Origin of the sequence: Kribbella sp. CA-294648, assembly GCF_050943845.1 — a bacterium.
In the GTDB taxonomy this organism is placed as follows: Bacteria; Actinomycetota; Actinomycetes; order Propionibacteriales; family Kribbellaceae; genus Kribbella.
In genome coordinates this window covers 6921774-6937030 of the sequence record NZ_CP191981.1, presented here as the reverse complement: position 1 = coordinate 6937030, position 15257 = coordinate 6921774, and the positions used below count along the sequence as shown (strand labels likewise).

The following is a 15257-nucleotide window of genomic DNA, read 5'->3' as shown; positions in this document are numbered from 1 at the left end:
TCCACCGGCCAGGCTCTACCCGCCGGATGGGAACAGGCCTCCCTGCCGCAGGCGGTCGGTGACGCGGTTGCGAGCATCTGGCGTGGCGAGGATCGCGGCCGACTGCTGCTGGCGGGCCTCGACGCCGGCCAGCCAGGCCTCCTGCTCTGCGGAAGTGATCGTCGCGTCCCGGCCGGAGACCGTCTTGACGATCAGGTCGGCCACCGCGGCCTGCTCCTCGGCCTTCGGGTGGAACGCGGCCGCCTTCAGCAGGTCCGGCTCCTTCCCCTGGATCCAGGCCTTGGCCTTGGCACAGACATCGTGACCCACCGACGCCTTGAAGACATCGACGTACTTTGCCTGCCCGGCTTTGGCGGCAGCCTGGATCGCCTTGTTGAGCTCGGACAGGATCTCCGTCAGATAGGCGTAGTCGCCCTTGGCCAGCGGCAGTTCGGCACAGGTGGTCTTCGGCGGCGCGAGGGTGGGATAGCCGACCAGTACGATCGTCGCCTTGGGCGCGGCCTTGCCCTTGACCGCCTTCACCACGGCGGTCAGCCGACCCTTCGTCTTGGCGACGTTCTGCTTCAGCTGGTCCTTGCCGCCGGTGGTGAACTTCTTCTTGCAGGGCGCGCCGTCAGGGTCCGACTTGCGCAGCTTGGGGCAGACGGTGAGCAGGCTGGCCAGCACCCCGAAGTCGTTGGCACCGAAACCGATCGTGACCAGGTCGGCCTGCTTGCTGACAGCATCGAGCTGGGCAGGCAGGAAACCGGCCGGGGTGGTCTGCGAGGCCTCGACATGGGTGGTGTCCGCACCGCCGCAACTGACGTCGGTCGACTTCGGCACCTTCAGCTTCTGGACCAGCAAGGCCGGGTAGTTGCCGCCCGACCGCAGACAGGCCAGGTTGGCCAGGTCCAAGGGTGGCACGAGTGGCGCGGCGGTGTAGTTGTCTCCCAACGCCACGTAGTACTTGTACTTCGGCGCTGCGGGGGCGGGCGCGGCGGCCGCGCTGACGGCGGTGCCACCAGCCGTCGAGACCAGCGCGAGCGCGGTGAGGCCGGCTACCGCGGCGAGCCGGTTGGGGATGGTCATCAAGCCTCCAACGATCTCGGGGCAGGAGGCGGCCCGCCGGTCTGTAGCAGTAACGTGACTATCGGTTACCAAGGCGCGGCGTCATAAACGCGCCCGCCGGCGGAATCCGCTGCACAATTTTGTGACGGTTCCGCGGGCGGCGGTTCTCGGGGCAGGGCCGCGAGCGCCGTTAGCCTGGGGGGATGAGTGTCGGGCGGTTCAAGGATCTGTGCGTCGATGTCGGGTCCACGAGTCTGATGGCGGCCTTCTGGGGGCAGGTGCTCGGGCTGACCACCCCGGCGGACAATCCGGAGGTGCTGCTCGGCGACCGGCCGGAGAAGACGATCTGGCTCAACCAGGTGCCGGAGCCGCGGACCGTGAAGCAGCGGGTTCATCTGGACGTGCACACCGGCGCGATCGAGGATCTCGAGCGGCTCGGGGCGAGCGTGCTGGAGCCGATCACCGAGGAGCAGCACTGGGCCGTGATGGCCGATCCCGAGGGCGGGGAGTTCTGCGGATTCGTGCGCGAGAACCACTCGGAGTACCGGCTGATGGAGCTGGTGGTGGACTCGGCGGACGCTGAGGCTCAGGCGCGCTGGTGGGCGGGGATCGTCGGTGGCGATTTCTCGCACGACCCGGACAAGCCGTGGTACTGGCTGGAGAACGTGCCGGGGCTGCCGTTTCAGTACTGGGTGTTCGTCCCGGTGCCCGAGCCCAAGACGGTGAAGAACCGGATCCACTGGGACATCACAGCGGACGACCTCGACGCCGTTCTGGCAGCGGGTGCGACACTACTGCGGCCCAAGGACGACACCATCAGCTGGCACGTCTGCGCTGATCCCGAGGGCAACGAGTTCTGTGTTTTTCTACCACCGGCGACCGAGGAATCTGATGGCGAAGCTTGATCTTGACCAGTCCAGTCCTGACCTGTGCGAGGCTCTGGTCGATGTTTCGTCGGTCAGTGGTACCGAGCAGGAGTTGGCTGACGCCGTTGAGGCGGCGTTGTCGGCGTACGGGCATCTGACGGTGTCGCGGCACGGGAACACCGTGGTGGCGCGGACCGAGTTGGGGCGTGCGGAGCGGATCGTCATCGCCGGGCACCTGGACACCGTGCCGCTGAACGCGAACCTGCCGTCTCGCCGCGCGGACGGCCTGATCCACGGGCTCGGCGCCTGCGACATGAAGGGTGGCGTCGCCGTCGGGCTGCGGCTGGCGGCGACTCTGACCGAGCCGAACCGGGATGTCACCTATGTCTTCTACGACTGCGAAGAGGTCGACGCCGAGCTGAACGGGCTCTTCAAGCTGACCCAGACCCATCCCGAGCTGCTGCAGGGCGTGTTCGCGGTCGTGATGGAGCCGTCGAACGCGGCCGTCGAGGCCGGCTGTCAGGGCACGATGCGGGTCGACGTCACGACGTACGGCGAGCGGGCCCACTCGGCGCGCTCGTGGATGGGCAAGAACGCGATCCACGCGGCCGGGGAGATCCTCGACCGGCTGGCGGCGTACGAGCCGCGGCGGGTGCCGATCGACGGGCTCGAGTACCGCGAGGGGCTCAACGCGGTCGCGATCAGCGGCGGAGTCGCCGGCAACGTCGTACCGGATCTGTGCACGGTGTCGGTCAACTACCGATTCGCGCCGAGCCGGTCCGAGGCGGAGGCCGAGGCGCATGTCCGGGAGGTCTTCGCGGGGTTCGACGTCGTGGTGACCGATTCGTCACCGGGCGGGTTGCCGGGGCTGGAGCGGCCGGCGGCGGCTGCGTTCCTCCAGGTCGTCGGGGGAGAGCCGAAACCGAAGTTCGGCTGGACCGACGTGGCGCGCTTCACCCTGCTGGGAGTGCCGGCGGTGAACTACGGGCCGGGGGACCCGCTGCTCGCGCACAAGCAGGAGGAGTACGTGCCGGAGGCTGAGATCGAGCAGTGTGAACAGCGGTTGAGGAGTTGGTTGACGGCGTGAGGCCCGGCCGGTTTCGGCGGGCCTGAACCGGGTCGCCGGACTAACCTGGGGGCATGGCAGACCCATCGATCCACCCAGACCGTCCGCAGGGCTCACAGCAGCGCGGGCCTGTCGTGATGCGCCGCAACCAGGTGCAGCAGTCGACCTCCGAGCAGCGGTTGCTGGACAGCCGCGGCCCCTCGGACTGGGTGCACACCGACCCGTGGCGGGTACTGCGGATCCAGTCGGAGTTCATCGAGGGCTTCGGCATGCTGGCCGAGCTCGGGCCGGCCATCAGCGTCTTCGGGTCGGCGCGGACCAAGCCGACGGACCCGATGTACGCCGCCGCGGAGGAGTTCGGCCGCAAGCTGGTCGCCGCGGGCTACGCGGTGATCACCGGGGGTGGGCCGGGGGTGATGGAGGCGGCGAACAAGGGCGCCTCGGAGGCCGGTGGTGTGTCGGTCGGCCTGGGCATCGAGCTGCCCTTCGAGAACGGCCTGAACGAGTGGGTCGACATCGGGATGAACTTCCGCTACTTCTTCACCCGCAAGACGATGTTCGTGAAGTACGCGCAGGGGTTCGTGGTGATGCCGGGCGGGTTCGGCACCCTGGACGAGCTGTTCGAGGCGCTCACCCTGGCGCAGACCCGCAAGGTCACGTCGTTCCCGGTGGTGCTGTTCGGTACGTCGTACTGGAGCGGACTGGCCGACTGGCTGCGCGAGACGATGCTTGCCGATGGCAAGATCTCGGCGGCGGACCTGGAGATGTTCACGATCACCGACGACGTCGACGAGGCGATCAGCTACATCCTGAAGGCCGGCGAGCTGGCCGACGCGGCCGCCGAGGAGGCCGCGGCCGAGGCCCAGCGGGACGTCGACGAGGCCGACAGCCCGGAGGCCCGGGAACGCCGCGAGGTCCGCCGGCTCGGCTCGGACGGCAGCTGAAATCGGCAGCCGCGGGACGCGCGTGCCGGAGGCCGAACTGGCTCTTGACAGCGGGCGACTGGCCCGGGGTTGTGCGGGGTAGTCCGGGGACATGGCACGATCGGTCCCGTGATGTGGTTCTTCGGGCTCATTGTCGTGCTCCTGATCGGAGCTGTTGCCGTCGTTGCCTCCGGACGCTGGGGTGCGATGGCCCCCGCGTACGACGACCGGCCGGACCTGACCGTGCCGGCGCGGCAGGCGCTCACCGCGGAAGACCTCGCCAAGGCCCGCTTCGGCGTCGGCCTGCGCGGTTACCGGATGGACGAGGTGGACACCCTGCTCGAACGGGTGACCCGCGAGGTGGCCGAACGCGACCGCCGGATCGCCGACCTGGAACGAGCGGTCTCCCCGATCATCCACGGCCCCGAGGGCGCGGGCTTCACGTCCCGCTCCGAGTACGACGCCACAGACTTCGAAGACACCGGCTACAACAAACCCATCCTCGTAGGCGGTGACTTCCCCACCCCGGAGCCGACTCCGGTAGCGGCACGCGAGCAGCAAGAGCCCGCAGCCTCGCCGGAGCCACCCGAGCAGGCAGCCCTCGCCCAGCCGCAAGCGGCGGGCTCGCAGGACGCGCTCGCGGTAGCCCCGCCGGACGCACCCCCGCCCACCGAAGCTACCGCCCAGCCGGAGGCGCAGGTGGGTGCCCAGCCGGAGGCGACGGCCACCGCGGACGCGCTTCCCGAGCCCAACGCAGTAACGGACGCGGAGGCACCTGCGGAACCGGCGGACGTAGTACAGGAAGACGAGGAGCGTGAGCCGGCCTCCGTACTTGATGGGCCTCAGGCCCCGGTGCCGCTTCCTCCTCTGCTGCAGGAGCTGGTGCACACGCACGACGCGAACGAACCAGAGCCGACGCCCTGGTTCGAGGCCAAGCCACCTCCGCCCGATCACACCGCGGACCCCGCCGCCGAAGGCGCCACCGACGCGGATCCGGAGACTGATTCCGACGAGGCGAGTGGTGAGCCTCGTGGCCGGCACAGCGCCGCCCCCGACCTGGGCGCCGTGCAGCGACCGAACTGATGACCTGCCACGCGGAAGCGGCCGTCGACCTTCCGCTCGACCAACAGGCCGCCTGGGACGTGGTGATGGACTGGAACGGTCAGTCCGCCTGGATGCTGTTCACCCGCGTCTGGGCGACCGGCAACCACGGCCAGGGCGTCGGCGGCGGTGTCGCCGCGCGGACAAGTGTCGGTCCCGTGGGATTCACTGACGACATGGTCATCACGCACTGGGACCCGCCGCGCGAATGTACGGTCGAACACCTCGGCGCGGTCGTCCGAGGTACCGGCACCTTCGCCGTCCGCGCCACGCCGGAGGGCAGCACCTTCGTCTGGTCCGAAGACGTTATCCCGCCACTGGGACCACTCGGCCGTACTGCGTGGCCGCTGGTGCGCCCCGCGTTCGAGCTGATGATGAGGATCTCGCTGAAGCGCCTCGCCGACGGGATCGCCCGATGAGCGTGATCGGCCCGGACGGCAAACCGCGCTGCAGCTGGGCGACGTCGGCGCCGGAGTACATCGCGTACCACGACGACGAGTGGGGTCAGGAGATCCGCGACGACCAGGGCCTGTACGAGCGGCTGACGCTCGAAGGGTTCCAGTCGGGGCTGTCCTGGATCACGATCCTGCGCAAGCGGGAGAACTTCCGGAAGGCGTTCGCCAACTTCGACCCCGAGCGGGTCGCGGCGTACGGACCGGCTGACTTCGACCGGCTGATGGCCGACCCGGGCATCGTCCGCAACCGCCTGAAGATCAACGCCGCCATCACCAACGCCCGCGCCCTCCTCGACCTGACGCCCGGCGAACTGACCGAGTTGCTCTGGTCCTTCCAGCCCGCCCAGCGGCCGGCTCCCCAAACCGAAGCCGAGGTCCCGGCCACCACCCCAGAGTCAATCGCGATGTCCAAAGCCCTGAAGAAAAAGGGCTTCGTCTTCATCGGCCCCACCACCAGCTACGCCCTCATGCAAGCCACCGGCATAGTCAACGACCACGTAGCCGACTGCGTCGCGCGCTGACCGGCTGAACGCTGACGCCCTGAGGGGTTACCCCGCGAAGTGCGGAGATCTACCGAGGGTGTGCGCAGGTATACCCTCGGTTATTTCGCGGGATGGTGCGGAAAATCGTGGTGGGTTGCTATCACTGCTGGGTCAGGTGCTTTCGGTAGTTTGCCGATTGCTTTCCGTTACTGATCTGGAGTGAGGCCCGCCCATGCCCCGACGCAAGATCCTGTCCTCCCTGGCCGTTCTGGCCGCCGCCCTCGGCGTCCCCGCCCTTGCCGCCCTGCCCGCCGCGGCCGCCCCTGCGCCCGAGGCGACCACGATTTCGTCGTACGCCGGGTCGCCGCAGGAGGCGGCTGCTAACAAGGCGTTTTACGACGCGGTGATGAAGTCGGCTCTGGCCAAGCAGGCCAAGAGTGGTAACTCGCTCGCGGCGGTCACCGTTCGGTATCGGGTGAATGCGCCGACCTTCGCGACTCAGATCGCCCGCTCTACTCAGATCTGGAACTCGTCCGTCACCAACGTGCGGCTGGTGCAGAGCTCCAGTGGGTACGACTTCTACTACACCGAGGGCAACGACCCGCGTGGTTCGTACGCGTCTACCAACGGTCACGGTCGTGGGTACATCTTCCTCGACTACCGCCAGGCGCAGGTGTACGACTCGACCCGGATCACTTCGCACGAGACCGGCCACGTGCTCGGCCTGCCGGACCACTACTCCGGTCCGTGCAGTGAGCTGATGTCGGGTGGCGGTCCTGGTCCGTCCTGCACCAACGCCTGGCCGAACTCGACCGAGCGCAGCCGCGTCAACCGGCTGTGGGCCAACGGCTTCACCGGTGGTCTGAACGCGTACACGACCGCTCGCTGACCCGGCCGAAAGCCCCCGCCGAAATCAAACCCCGCCCGAACAAGGCCGCGGCCCGGAACCGATCAGGTTCCGGGCCGCGGTCTGGTCACTTGCCCTGGAAGGTCGGCTTCTCCTTGGCGACGAAGGACGAGACCGCGTTGCGGTGGTCCTCGGTGGCGCCGGTCAGCTCCATCTTGCCGGCCTCGAACTTCAGCGCCTCGGCGAGCGTGTGCGTCGCGGAGTACGCGAGCGACTGCCGAAGAGCGCCGTAGGCAACAGTCGGCCCGTCGGCCAGCTTGGTCGCCAGCTCGCTGGTCGCCGTACCGAGCTCGTCGGCCGGTACGACGGAACTCGCCAGGCCGAGCGTGAGTGCTTCGGTCGCCGGGATCGTGCGGGGGAAGTACAACAATTCGGTCGCTTTCGCGTGGCCGACCAGCCGGGGCAGGGTCCACGAGATGCCGGTGTCGCAGGACAGCGCGATGCCGGCGAAGGCGAAGTTGAAGCCTGCCGTGTCGGCGACGATCCGGAAGTCGCAGGCGAAGGCCATCGACGCGCCCGCGCCGGCGGCGACTCCGTTGACCGAGGCGATCACCGGCTTCGGCATCTCGGCCAGCGCCAGCGCGATCGGGGCGTAGTGGTCGGGGACCGTGCTCCACAGCGCGTCCAGGTCATTGGCCTGGAGCAGCCCGATGTGCTCCTTCAGGTCCTGGCCGACGCAGAACGCCCGCCCGGTCCCGGTCAGTACGACGCACCGGACCGCCTCGTCCTCGGCGGCCGCGGCGACGGCGTCCCGCAGGGCCACCTTGGTCGGCGTGTCGAGCGAGTTCATCGCCTCCGGCCGGTTCAGGGTGATCGTGGCGACGCCCGCCGTCACGTCGTACGCGACAGAGTCACTCATCGTTGCTGGCTCCCAACACTCGGTGAAAAACAGTCAGTGAACGGTCAGGCAGTTGTCCACGAAACGCCCGGCCGCGTGGCTCAGCCGGGTGGCGTGGAAATCGAAGAACGCGGCCGCCCTGGTCCCGGCCCAGTCGGTCGGCAGCAGCTCGGCCGGCAGGCCCGGATCGAGGAACAGGAACTTGCGCCATTCGTGCACCAGCTCAGACCGTACTGCGAACGCCTGCTCGTCGGTGACACCGTCGCCCGCGCTGTCCGCCAGCGCCTTGGCCTCGTTCAGCCAGGCGTCGTACGACGCGCCGAGCTCGTCCAGTTTCCAGACCCGCCGGGCGAACGCCGCCGCGTCGTCGTCGACCGGTGCGCGGAACCGGTCGGCCGCGATCCCCTCGATGTCGAGGATCTGGTCCACCTCGGCGTCGTGGCGCAGCCCGACCCAGGCCGCGTCGGACAGCGGAGCCCAACCCAGGAAGGCGAATTGGCTCGCCAGCTGCTCGCGGCGGCGGGCGTTCGGGATCTCGCGCAGGATGCTCAGATGCCAGTGCCCGTCCCACTCGCCCTCGGCGCCGTCGGTACCGGTCCGGTAGATCCGGGCAGCGGCGTCGTCGAGGCGGCGACGCGCCCGGGCGGTGAGCGCGTAGCCGGGTTGTCCGTCGATCTTCACCGGCTCGAGCCAGCCCTGCCGGACCATCCGCGAGACGGCGGTCCGGACGGCCGGCGGATGCACGCCCAGCGGGGCGAGCAGCCGGACCAGGGCGGCCACCGGAGCACGCGCTCCCCGCGCGCGCAGGTGGTCGCCGTACAGGTCGAAGAGCGCTGAACGGGCGTGCACGAGACCTGAGTCTGCCGTATGGTGCACGGCTCTGGCCCGTGATCGGGGATAATGGGTCCAGATAGACAGTGCGATGCGCGCCGACGGCGCATCACCACGTGGGCGCCGGCGACGGAACTCCCTCGTGGTGTCGTCGCTCAACACCGAAGAGGGCAGTATCCAATGAGGGAAGGGGTGCGCGCATGGCGGCGATGAAGCCGCGGACGGGCGATGGTCCGCTCGAGGTCACCAAGGAGGGCCGGGGCATCGTGATGCGGGTTCCGCTCGAGGGCGGCGGTCGGCTCGTCGTCGAGCTGAACGCCGATGAGGCGACCGAGCTGGGAAACGCGCTCAAAGCCGTTGTCGGCTGATCCGATCCCCCGGGGCGTTCGTCAGAACGCACCCTGAACCACTCCGCGACCCCGGTGGGTGCCTTTTCCGGCACCGGCCGGGGTCGTTACGGTTGCACCCACAACCTTTGATCAAAAGTGAGGACGTCAGGTGGCTCGCCGCAGCAGCGCCCGCAACATCTTCCCGACTCTGCCTGCCGTCGTCTGGCAGCCCGGGCTCCCGGTCCACGGGTCGCGCACCTGGGTGATCGTGGTCGGCGAGGCGGGACTGCCGGCCGCTGCCAAGGAAGCCGGTGAGCGGCTCGGTGTCGACCTCGGCCGGCTGCTCGAGGCGCAGCGCGGCACCGGGTTCAGTCCGGGCGCCGGCGCGACCGCGGCGTACCCGCTGCTGACCGGCGAGGTGGCCGAGGTGCTGCTGGTGGGGGCCGGCGACGGCTCCGCGCGGGACCTGCGACACGCCGGAGCGGCGATCGCGCGGTTCGGCCGGGGCAAGGACGAGCTGACCACGGTTGTTGCCGAGGGCATCGACGACGAGGCGCTCCAGGCGTTTGCCGAGGGCATCGTGCTGGGGTCGTTCACGTTCACCCGCAAGACCGTCGACGTCGGCAAGCCGATCGTCGAGCGCGTGGTCCTGACGGACGGCACCGACCTGGATCGTGCTGACGTGCTGGAGCGCGGCTTGGTGATCGGGCGAACCGGTTGGCTGGCGCGCGAACTGGCAACAACTCCTTCGAACGAGAAGGACCCGGCCTGGCTGGCTGCCCGCGCCACCGAACTGGCCGGCAAGACCGGGCTGGACGTCCGGGTCTGGGACGAGAAGCAGCTCGCGGCCGACGGCTTCGGCGGCATCCTCGCGGTCGGCCAGGGCTCGACCCGCCCGCCGCGGCTGATCCGGCTGGACTACACCCCCGAAGGCGCCACCAAGGACACGCCGTACGTCGTCCTGGTGGGCAAGGGCATCACGTACGACACCGGCGGCCTGTCGCTGAAGCCGCGCGAGGGCATGGTGTCGATGAAGCGCGACATGACCGGCGGCGGTTCGGTGATCGCGACCATGGCGGCCCTGCGCGAGCTGGGTGCGCAGGTCAAGGTGACCGGGCTGGTGTGTTCGGCGGAGAACATGCCCTCGGGAACGGCGTACCGGCCGGACGACGTGATCCGGCACTACGGCGGCCGGACGACCGAGGTCAAGAACACCGACGCCGAAGGGCGGCTGGTGCTGGCCGACGGACTCGCCTACGCGGTGAAGGAGCTGAAGCCCGACGCGGTCGTCGACATCGCGACGCTGACCGGCGCGATCAAGGTGTCGCTCGGGTCGATGCTGTACGGCGGACTGTTCGCCACCGACGACGCGCTCGCGGGGCAACTGACCGCGGCCGGCGAGGTGTCGGGCGAGCGACTGTGGCGGATGCCGCTGCCGGACCAGTACGCCGACCTGATCTCGACGCCGATCGCCGATTCGGTGAACAGCTCGAAGGGGCCGGGCTCCATCACGGCCGCGTTGTTCCTGAAGACCTTCGCCGGCGACCTGCCGTGGGCACACCTCGATCTGTCCAGCATCGCGGAGTCGCCGCGCGACGAGTTCGAGTACTCCCTCGGCGCGACCGGTGCGGGCGCCCGCCTGCTCACCACCTGGCTGACAAGCGAAGCGCCCACGGCCGGGATCAGCTAGCCGTCTTTCGGGGCGAGGCGCTCTGAGGGCCGCGCACGAGGACGTAGACGAACAGCGTGGCCATCACGGCGAAGCCTGCCCACATGGCCTGTTGCCAGCCGTCGACGAAGGACTCCTGCGCGGCACGGATGAGTGCCTCCGCTTGCGGGCCGGCTCCCTCTGCTGCCGCGATGGCGTTGGCCATGCCTTCGCGCGCGGTGTCGGCCGCGCCCTCGGGGATGCCCGGCGTACCGGCGAGCCTGGAATCGATGGCGCTGCTGTAGCCGGCGGACAGGACTGCGCCGAGGAGGGCGACGCCGAGCGCAGTACCGAACTCTCTGGTGACGTCGTTGAGGGCAGACGCGACTCCTTGGCGTTCGCGGGGCAACGCGGTGGTGATGGCTTCGGTGGACGGGGTCATCGACAGGCCCATCCCGAGTCCCATCGCCAGCATCCCGGGCAGGACCGAGAGGTAGCCGCCCTCGACGGAGACGAAGGTCGCCATCAGGGCCAGGCCCGCGGCGGCGAGGAGGATTCCGGATGCCATCGTCGAGCGGCTCCCGATCCGGGCGGCGAGATGTGGTGCCAGGCCGGAGGCGAGCATCATCAGCAGCGCCATCGGCATCAGCGCGAAGGTCGAGCGCAGCCCGGACCAGCCGAGCACTGCCTGGAAGTACGGGAAGAGGACGACGAAGATCCCCGCCAGTACGCCGAAGACGGCCAGCAGCGACACGGAACCACTGGCCAGTCCGCGCTCTCGGAAGAGCCGGATGTCGAGGAGCGGGGCCTGCTGACGTAGCTCCCAGGCGATGAAGCAAGCTGCGGCGAGGATTCCGACGAGGAGACTCAGCAGGGTCGCGGGCTCCGTCCATCCGTGCACCGGGCCTTCGTGGAGGACGAAGATCAGGCCGAGTACTGCGACCACCGACGTCAGCGAGCCGATGAGGTCGAAGCGATGTTCGCTGGTTTCGCGGGAGTTCGGGACGGAGCGCAAGGACATCAGGGCGGCGGCGAGGACGAGGGCGACCGGCAGGACGAAGAGCCAGCGCCAGGTGGCCAGGTCGACCAGGACGGCCGAGAGGAACATCCCGAGGATGCCGCCGCCACCGGCGACGCCGCTCCACACGCCGATTGCCTTCGACCGCTCCTGGTCGGGGAAGGTCGAGGTGATGACGGCGAGGGTGACCGGCATGATCATCGCCGCGCCTACGCCGCTGAGGAGCCGTGCGGCGAGCATGAGTTCGGTTGAAGTGGCGAGGCCGGCGGCGGCGCTCGCTACTCCGAAGATGGCGAGGCCGGTGAGCAGGACCGGCTTGCGGCCCCAGCGGTCGCCGATCGCGCCGAGCGGGAGGAGCAGCGCGGCGAGGCTGATCGTGTAGATGTTGATGATCCACAAGACGGTGCTCTGCGAGGCACCGAACTCGACGGCAAGCTCGGGCTGGGCGACGTTCAGCCCGGAGACCGAGGCGATGACGGCCATCAACGCGATACAGACGGCAATCAGAATCGCCCGCCGCTGCCGCGGATCGTCGACGGTCGCTTCCGCGGGTCCTGCCGGGGCAGGGTGGTTGGTGCTCATGAGTTCCTTTCGGGAGGTCGCTTCAGGCCCGGCGGGTGGCGCGGACGATGACGTCGTGGAGGGTCAGCTCTCGGATGCCGGAGAGGGTGCGTTGCTGCTCCTCGGCGGTGACGACTTCCCACTCGGCGGGATTGAGGCGGGCTGTGATGGCGGCGGCGGTGGCGGTTGCCTCGGCGGGAGGGTGATGGTCGTGTCCGTGGCCGGTCGCGTGGGTGTGCAGGTGGCCGACGATCAGCAGGGTGCCGCCGGGCGCTACCCAGGTGGCGAGGCGGTCGTAGAACTCCAGCTGGGGCATCGCCGGGTGGGCGTAGTGGGTCATGACCAGGTCGTACTGCGTCCCCGGCTCCCAGACGCTCAGGTCCGCCTCGACCCACTGCACCCGCCCCGCCGATCCGCGCTCAGCCGCGCGCTCAGCGGCTCCGTGGTCAGCCGCGTGCTCGGCGGCTCCGCTCGCAGCCTCGCGGGTGGCGGCGCGGGCTAGGGCTTCGCGGGAGATGTCGGCTGCTGTTACCTGCCAGCCGTTGGAGGCGAGCCAGGTTGCCTCGGCGCCCTCGCCGCAGCCGGCGTCGAGCGCAGTACCCGGGACGAGGTCGCCGACCTCGCGAGACAAGTACGGGTTCGGCGGGTTCGTGCTCAACGGTCCGCGACCGCCGCCGGTCCAGTGCTGTTCCCAGTACTCCCGGTCGAATCGGTGCTGCTCGGTCATCTCCACGTCCTCTCGTCAGCTTTCCTTGACGAGCGTGCGACCATGAGCACGGATGAGCAAACTACGTTGCCGAATGGAAAATTGGCGCCGATGAACGATTCGCTGGACCGCACCCTCGAGGCGGTCGGACCAAGACTGAAACAGCTCCGGCAACGCCGCGACGTCACCCTCGTCGAGCTGGCGCAGGAGACGGGCATCTCCGTCAGCACCCTGTCCAGGCTGGAGGCCGGACTACGACGCCCCACGCTGGAGCAGTTGCTTCCGCTGGCCCGCTTCTACGGCGTCACCATCGACGAACTCGTCGACGCCCCGCCCACTGGCAATCCGCGCGTCACCCTGCGACCGATCAACTGCGACGACGGCTCGGTCATCCTGCCGCTGACTCGCCGGCCCGGAGGCATCCAGGCGTACAAGTTCGTTCTACCAGCAGGCAAGGACGATGCCGAGCCGGAGCTGCGCACCCACGAGGGCTACGACTGGGCGTACGTGCTGAACGGCACCCTGCGCCTCGTCCTGGGCGACCACGACCTGCTCCTCCAACCAGGTGAGGCCGCCGAGTTCGACACCCGTACGCCGCACTGGTTCGGCGCCACCAGTGCGGGGCCGGTCGAGTTCCTCAGCCTGATCGGCAAACAAGGCGAACGAGCCCACGTCCGGGTCGCCCCGAAAGCTCGTCCGCCCGCCTGAGTCAGCTTGTGGTTCCGACCAGCGACCTGAATCAGTTCGTGGTTCCCACCAGCGACTCGTACAGCTCGACGGTCCGGTCCGCGACCGCGTCCCAGCCGAATTCGGAGATGGCCCGGGCGCGGCCGGCCTTACCCATCGCCTCGGCCCGGGCAGGGTCGGCGACCAGGGCGTTGATGCCCTCGGCGAGTTCGCGCTCGAAGGTGGCGATGTCGTTCTCGTCGTACCGGACCAGCGTGCCCGTGACGCCGTCGACGACGACGTCGGGGATGCCGCCGACCGCGCTGGCGACGACGGCGGTCTCGCACGCCATCGCCTCCAGGTTCACGATGCCGAGCGGCTCGTAGACGGACGGGCAGCAGAACGCCAGCGCGTGGGTGAGCACCTGACGGACGTCTTCGCGCGGCAGCATCTCCGAGACGATGAACACGCCGTCGCGAGTGGCCTTCAGTTCGTCGACGAGGGCATCGGTCTCGGCCTTCAGCTCGGGGGTGTCGGCGGCGCCGGCCAGCAGCACGAGCTGCACCGACGGGTCGAGCTGCAGCCCGGCGCGGAGCAGGTGCGGGACACCCTTCTGGCGGGTGATCCGGCCGACGAACGTCACGTACGGGCGGCTGAGGTCGACGCCGAGGTGTTCGAGCACGGTCGTCGACGGATCCGGGTGGTAGAAGTCCGCGTCGATGCCGTTGGTGATGATGTGCACCTTGGCCGGGTCGATGGCCGGGTAGCTGGCGAGGATGTCGTCCCGGGTCGCGTTGCTGACCGCGACCACGGCATCGGCGGCCTCGTACGCCGTCCGCTCGGCCCAGCTCGACAGTCGGTACCCGCCGCCCAGCTGCTCCGCCTTCCACGGTCGCAGCGGCTCCAGCGAGTGCGCCGTCACCACGTGCGGTACGCCGTACAGGAGCTTGGCCCAGTGGCCGGCCATGTTCGCGTACCAGGTGTGGGAGTGGACGAGTTCGGCGCTGTCCACGGCCGCCGTCATGGTCAGGTCGGTGGACAGCACCCGCAGGGCCGAGTTGGCCAGCGGGATGCGTTCGTCGTCCTCGGAGTGCGCGATCGCGCCGGCCCGCGGCTCACCCATGCAGTGCACGTCCACCGTGAGTTTCTTGCGTAACTCGCGGACCAGGAAGTCCACATGCACCCCCGCCCCGCCGTACACGTCCGGAGGGAACTCACGCGTGAGGATCGCGATCTTCATCCCCCGACCATAAGCCACCCGGTTCGCGGATTCAGGATGTGCGCGTCGGGACCCAGAAGCGGAGTTTGCCGTGGCGTTCGTCCTCGAGTTCGCCGCCGGCCGCGAGGATGACGCGGCGGGACACCTCGTTGTCCTCGTCGCAGGTGAGCAGGGCCGGGTCGATGCCGAGCCGGGCCGCGATCGGCAGCGACTGGGTCAGCATCTGGGTGGCGTAGCCGCGGCGGCGGGCGGACGGGCGGACGAAGTACCCGATGTGGCCGCCGAGCTCCAGCAGGACCGGGGTGAGATCGTGCCGGATGGCGACCCGGCCGATCCAGTCGATGCCGTCGACGAACCAGAGCATGGTCTCGTGGACGATGTCGGCCGGCGGCGGCAAGCTCTCGTCGGCCTGCGCCCGGATCGCGTCGACCATCCGGGCGAACTGCACCGGATCCTCGGCCCGCTCCCGGCTCCACTCCTCATGAAACCCTCGCGCACCCATCCACCGCTGCTCCGAATCGTCCAGCTCCCCCCAGGCCTCGAGGAAGGATCGGCGCACCGCGGTAGTGGGTTCGACAAGAATTGGCATGCCCC

The 15257-nt window shown here is 69.3% G+C and carries 17 protein-coding genes; 10 read left to right on the top strand and 7 right to left on the bottom strand.

The window, feature by feature from the left end; translation table 11 throughout:
- Nucleotides 1–15: 15 nt before the first annotated feature.
- Nucleotides 16–1068: an SGNH/GDSL hydrolase family protein gene (locus ACQPYM_RS32820; protein ID WP_433008255.1), complete on the bottom strand. Its 1053-nt coding sequence runs from the start codon at nt 1066–1068 to the stop codon at nt 16–18.
- Between the two features lie 182 nt (nt 1069–1250).
- Between ACQPYM_RS32820 and ACQPYM_RS32815 the strand changes: the two genes are divergently transcribed.
- From ACQPYM_RS32815 to snpA, 7 genes are all read left to right on the top strand, one after another.
- Nucleotides 1251–1952, top strand: a complete 702-nt coding sequence (locus ACQPYM_RS32815) for a VOC family protein (protein ID WP_433008253.1) — start codon at nt 1251–1253, stop codon at nt 1950–1952.
- On the top strand, nt 1939–3000 hold the full coding sequence (gene dapE, locus ACQPYM_RS32810) for a succinyl-diaminopimelate desuccinylase (protein WP_433008251.1): 1062 nt from the start codon (nt 1939–1941) through the stop codon (nt 2998–3000). Before ACQPYM_RS32815 ends, dapE begins: the two co-directional genes overlap by 14 nt.
- Before the next feature lie 53 nt (nt 3001–3053).
- Entirely contained in the window at nt 3054–3923 is an 870-nt protein-coding gene (locus ACQPYM_RS32805) for a TIGR00730 family Rossman fold protein (RefSeq protein ID WP_433008249.1), read from the top strand.
- Between the two features lie 111 nt (nt 3924–4034).
- Nucleotides 4035–4985: a DivIVA domain-containing protein gene (locus ACQPYM_RS32800; RefSeq protein WP_433023436.1), complete on the top strand. Its 951-nt coding sequence runs from the start codon at nt 4035–4037 to the stop codon at nt 4983–4985.
- The gene (locus tag ACQPYM_RS32795) at nt 4985–5422 is read left to right on the top strand and encodes an SRPBCC family protein (RefSeq protein WP_433008247.1); all 438 of its coding nucleotides are present in this window, start codon (nt 4985–4987) and stop codon (nt 5420–5422) included. The genes ACQPYM_RS32800 and ACQPYM_RS32795 overlap by 1 nt, the downstream gene beginning before the upstream one ends.
- On the top strand, nt 5419–5979 hold the full coding sequence (locus ACQPYM_RS32790) for a DNA-3-methyladenine glycosylase I (RefSeq protein WP_433008245.1): 561 nt from the start codon (nt 5419–5421) through the stop codon (nt 5977–5979). Before ACQPYM_RS32795 ends, ACQPYM_RS32790 begins: the two co-directional genes overlap by 4 nt.
- Before the next feature lie 193 nt (nt 5980–6172).
- Nucleotides 6173–6829, top strand: coding sequence for a snapalysin (gene snpA / locus ACQPYM_RS32785; protein WP_433008243.1), 657 nt, complete (start codon nt 6173–6175; stop codon nt 6827–6829).
- 85 nt (nt 6830–6914) lie between these two features.
- On the opposite strand, the gene ACQPYM_RS32780 is transcribed toward snpA, so the two are convergent.
- Nucleotides 6915–7706: an enoyl-CoA hydratase/isomerase family protein gene (locus tag ACQPYM_RS32780; RefSeq protein ID WP_433008241.1), complete on the bottom strand. Its 792-nt coding sequence runs from the start codon at nt 7704–7706 to the stop codon at nt 6915–6917.
- A 33-nt stretch (nt 7707–7739) separates the two neighbouring features.
- Nucleotides 7740–8534, bottom strand: a complete 795-nt coding sequence (locus ACQPYM_RS32775) for a PaaX family transcriptional regulator (protein ID WP_433008239.1) — start codon at nt 8532–8534, stop codon at nt 7740–7742.
- A gap of 182 nt (nt 8535–8716) precedes the next feature.
- Between ACQPYM_RS32775 and ACQPYM_RS32770 the strand changes: the two genes are divergently transcribed.
- Both ACQPYM_RS32770 and ACQPYM_RS32765 read left to right on the top strand, forming a co-directional pair.
- The gene (locus ACQPYM_RS32770) at nt 8717–8884 is read left to right on the top strand and encodes a DUF3117 domain-containing protein (RefSeq protein WP_012923066.1); all 168 of its coding nucleotides are present in this window, start codon (nt 8717–8719) and stop codon (nt 8882–8884) included.
- A 130-nt stretch (nt 8885–9014) separates the two neighbouring features.
- Entirely contained in the window at nt 9015–10535 is a 1521-nt protein-coding gene (locus ACQPYM_RS32765; RefSeq protein ID WP_433008237.1) for a leucyl aminopeptidase family protein, read from the top strand.
- Here ACQPYM_RS32765 and ACQPYM_RS32760 read toward each other — a convergent pair.
- Together ACQPYM_RS32760 and ACQPYM_RS32755 are read right to left on the bottom strand one after the other, a co-directional pair.
- Nucleotides 10528–12093 carry an MFS transporter gene (locus ACQPYM_RS32760; protein ID WP_433008235.1) on the bottom strand — a complete coding sequence of 522 codons (1566 nt, stop codon included), beginning with the start codon at nt 12091–12093 and terminating at the stop codon, nt 10528–10530. The genes ACQPYM_RS32765 and ACQPYM_RS32760 overlap by 8 nt on opposite strands.
- Before the next feature lie 22 nt (nt 12094–12115).
- Nucleotides 12116–12799 (bottom strand): class I SAM-dependent methyltransferase, encoded by a 684-nt coding sequence (locus ACQPYM_RS32755; protein ID WP_433008233.1) that lies wholly within the window; start codon nt 12797–12799, stop codon nt 12116–12118.
- A 90-nt stretch (nt 12800–12889) separates the two neighbouring features.
- Between ACQPYM_RS32755 and ACQPYM_RS32750 the strand changes: the two genes are divergently transcribed.
- Nucleotides 12890–13486, top strand: coding sequence for a helix-turn-helix domain-containing protein (locus ACQPYM_RS32750; protein ID WP_433008231.1), 597 nt, complete (start codon nt 12890–12892; stop codon nt 13484–13486).
- A gap of 31 nt (nt 13487–13517) precedes the next feature.
- Here ACQPYM_RS32750 and glgA read toward each other — a convergent pair whose 3' ends face one another.
- Both glgA and ACQPYM_RS32740 read right to left on the bottom strand, forming a co-directional pair.
- Nucleotides 13518–14684: a glycogen synthase gene (glgA, locus tag ACQPYM_RS32745; RefSeq protein ID WP_433008229.1), complete on the bottom strand. Its 1167-nt coding sequence runs from the start codon at nt 14682–14684 to the stop codon at nt 13518–13520.
- A gap of 31 nt (nt 14685–14715) precedes the next feature.
- A complete protein-coding gene (locus ACQPYM_RS32740) occupies nt 14716–15252 on the bottom strand; it encodes a GNAT family N-acetyltransferase (protein WP_433008227.1) in 537 nt (178 codons plus the stop codon).
- Between the last annotated feature and the right edge of the window lie 5 nt (nt 15253–15257).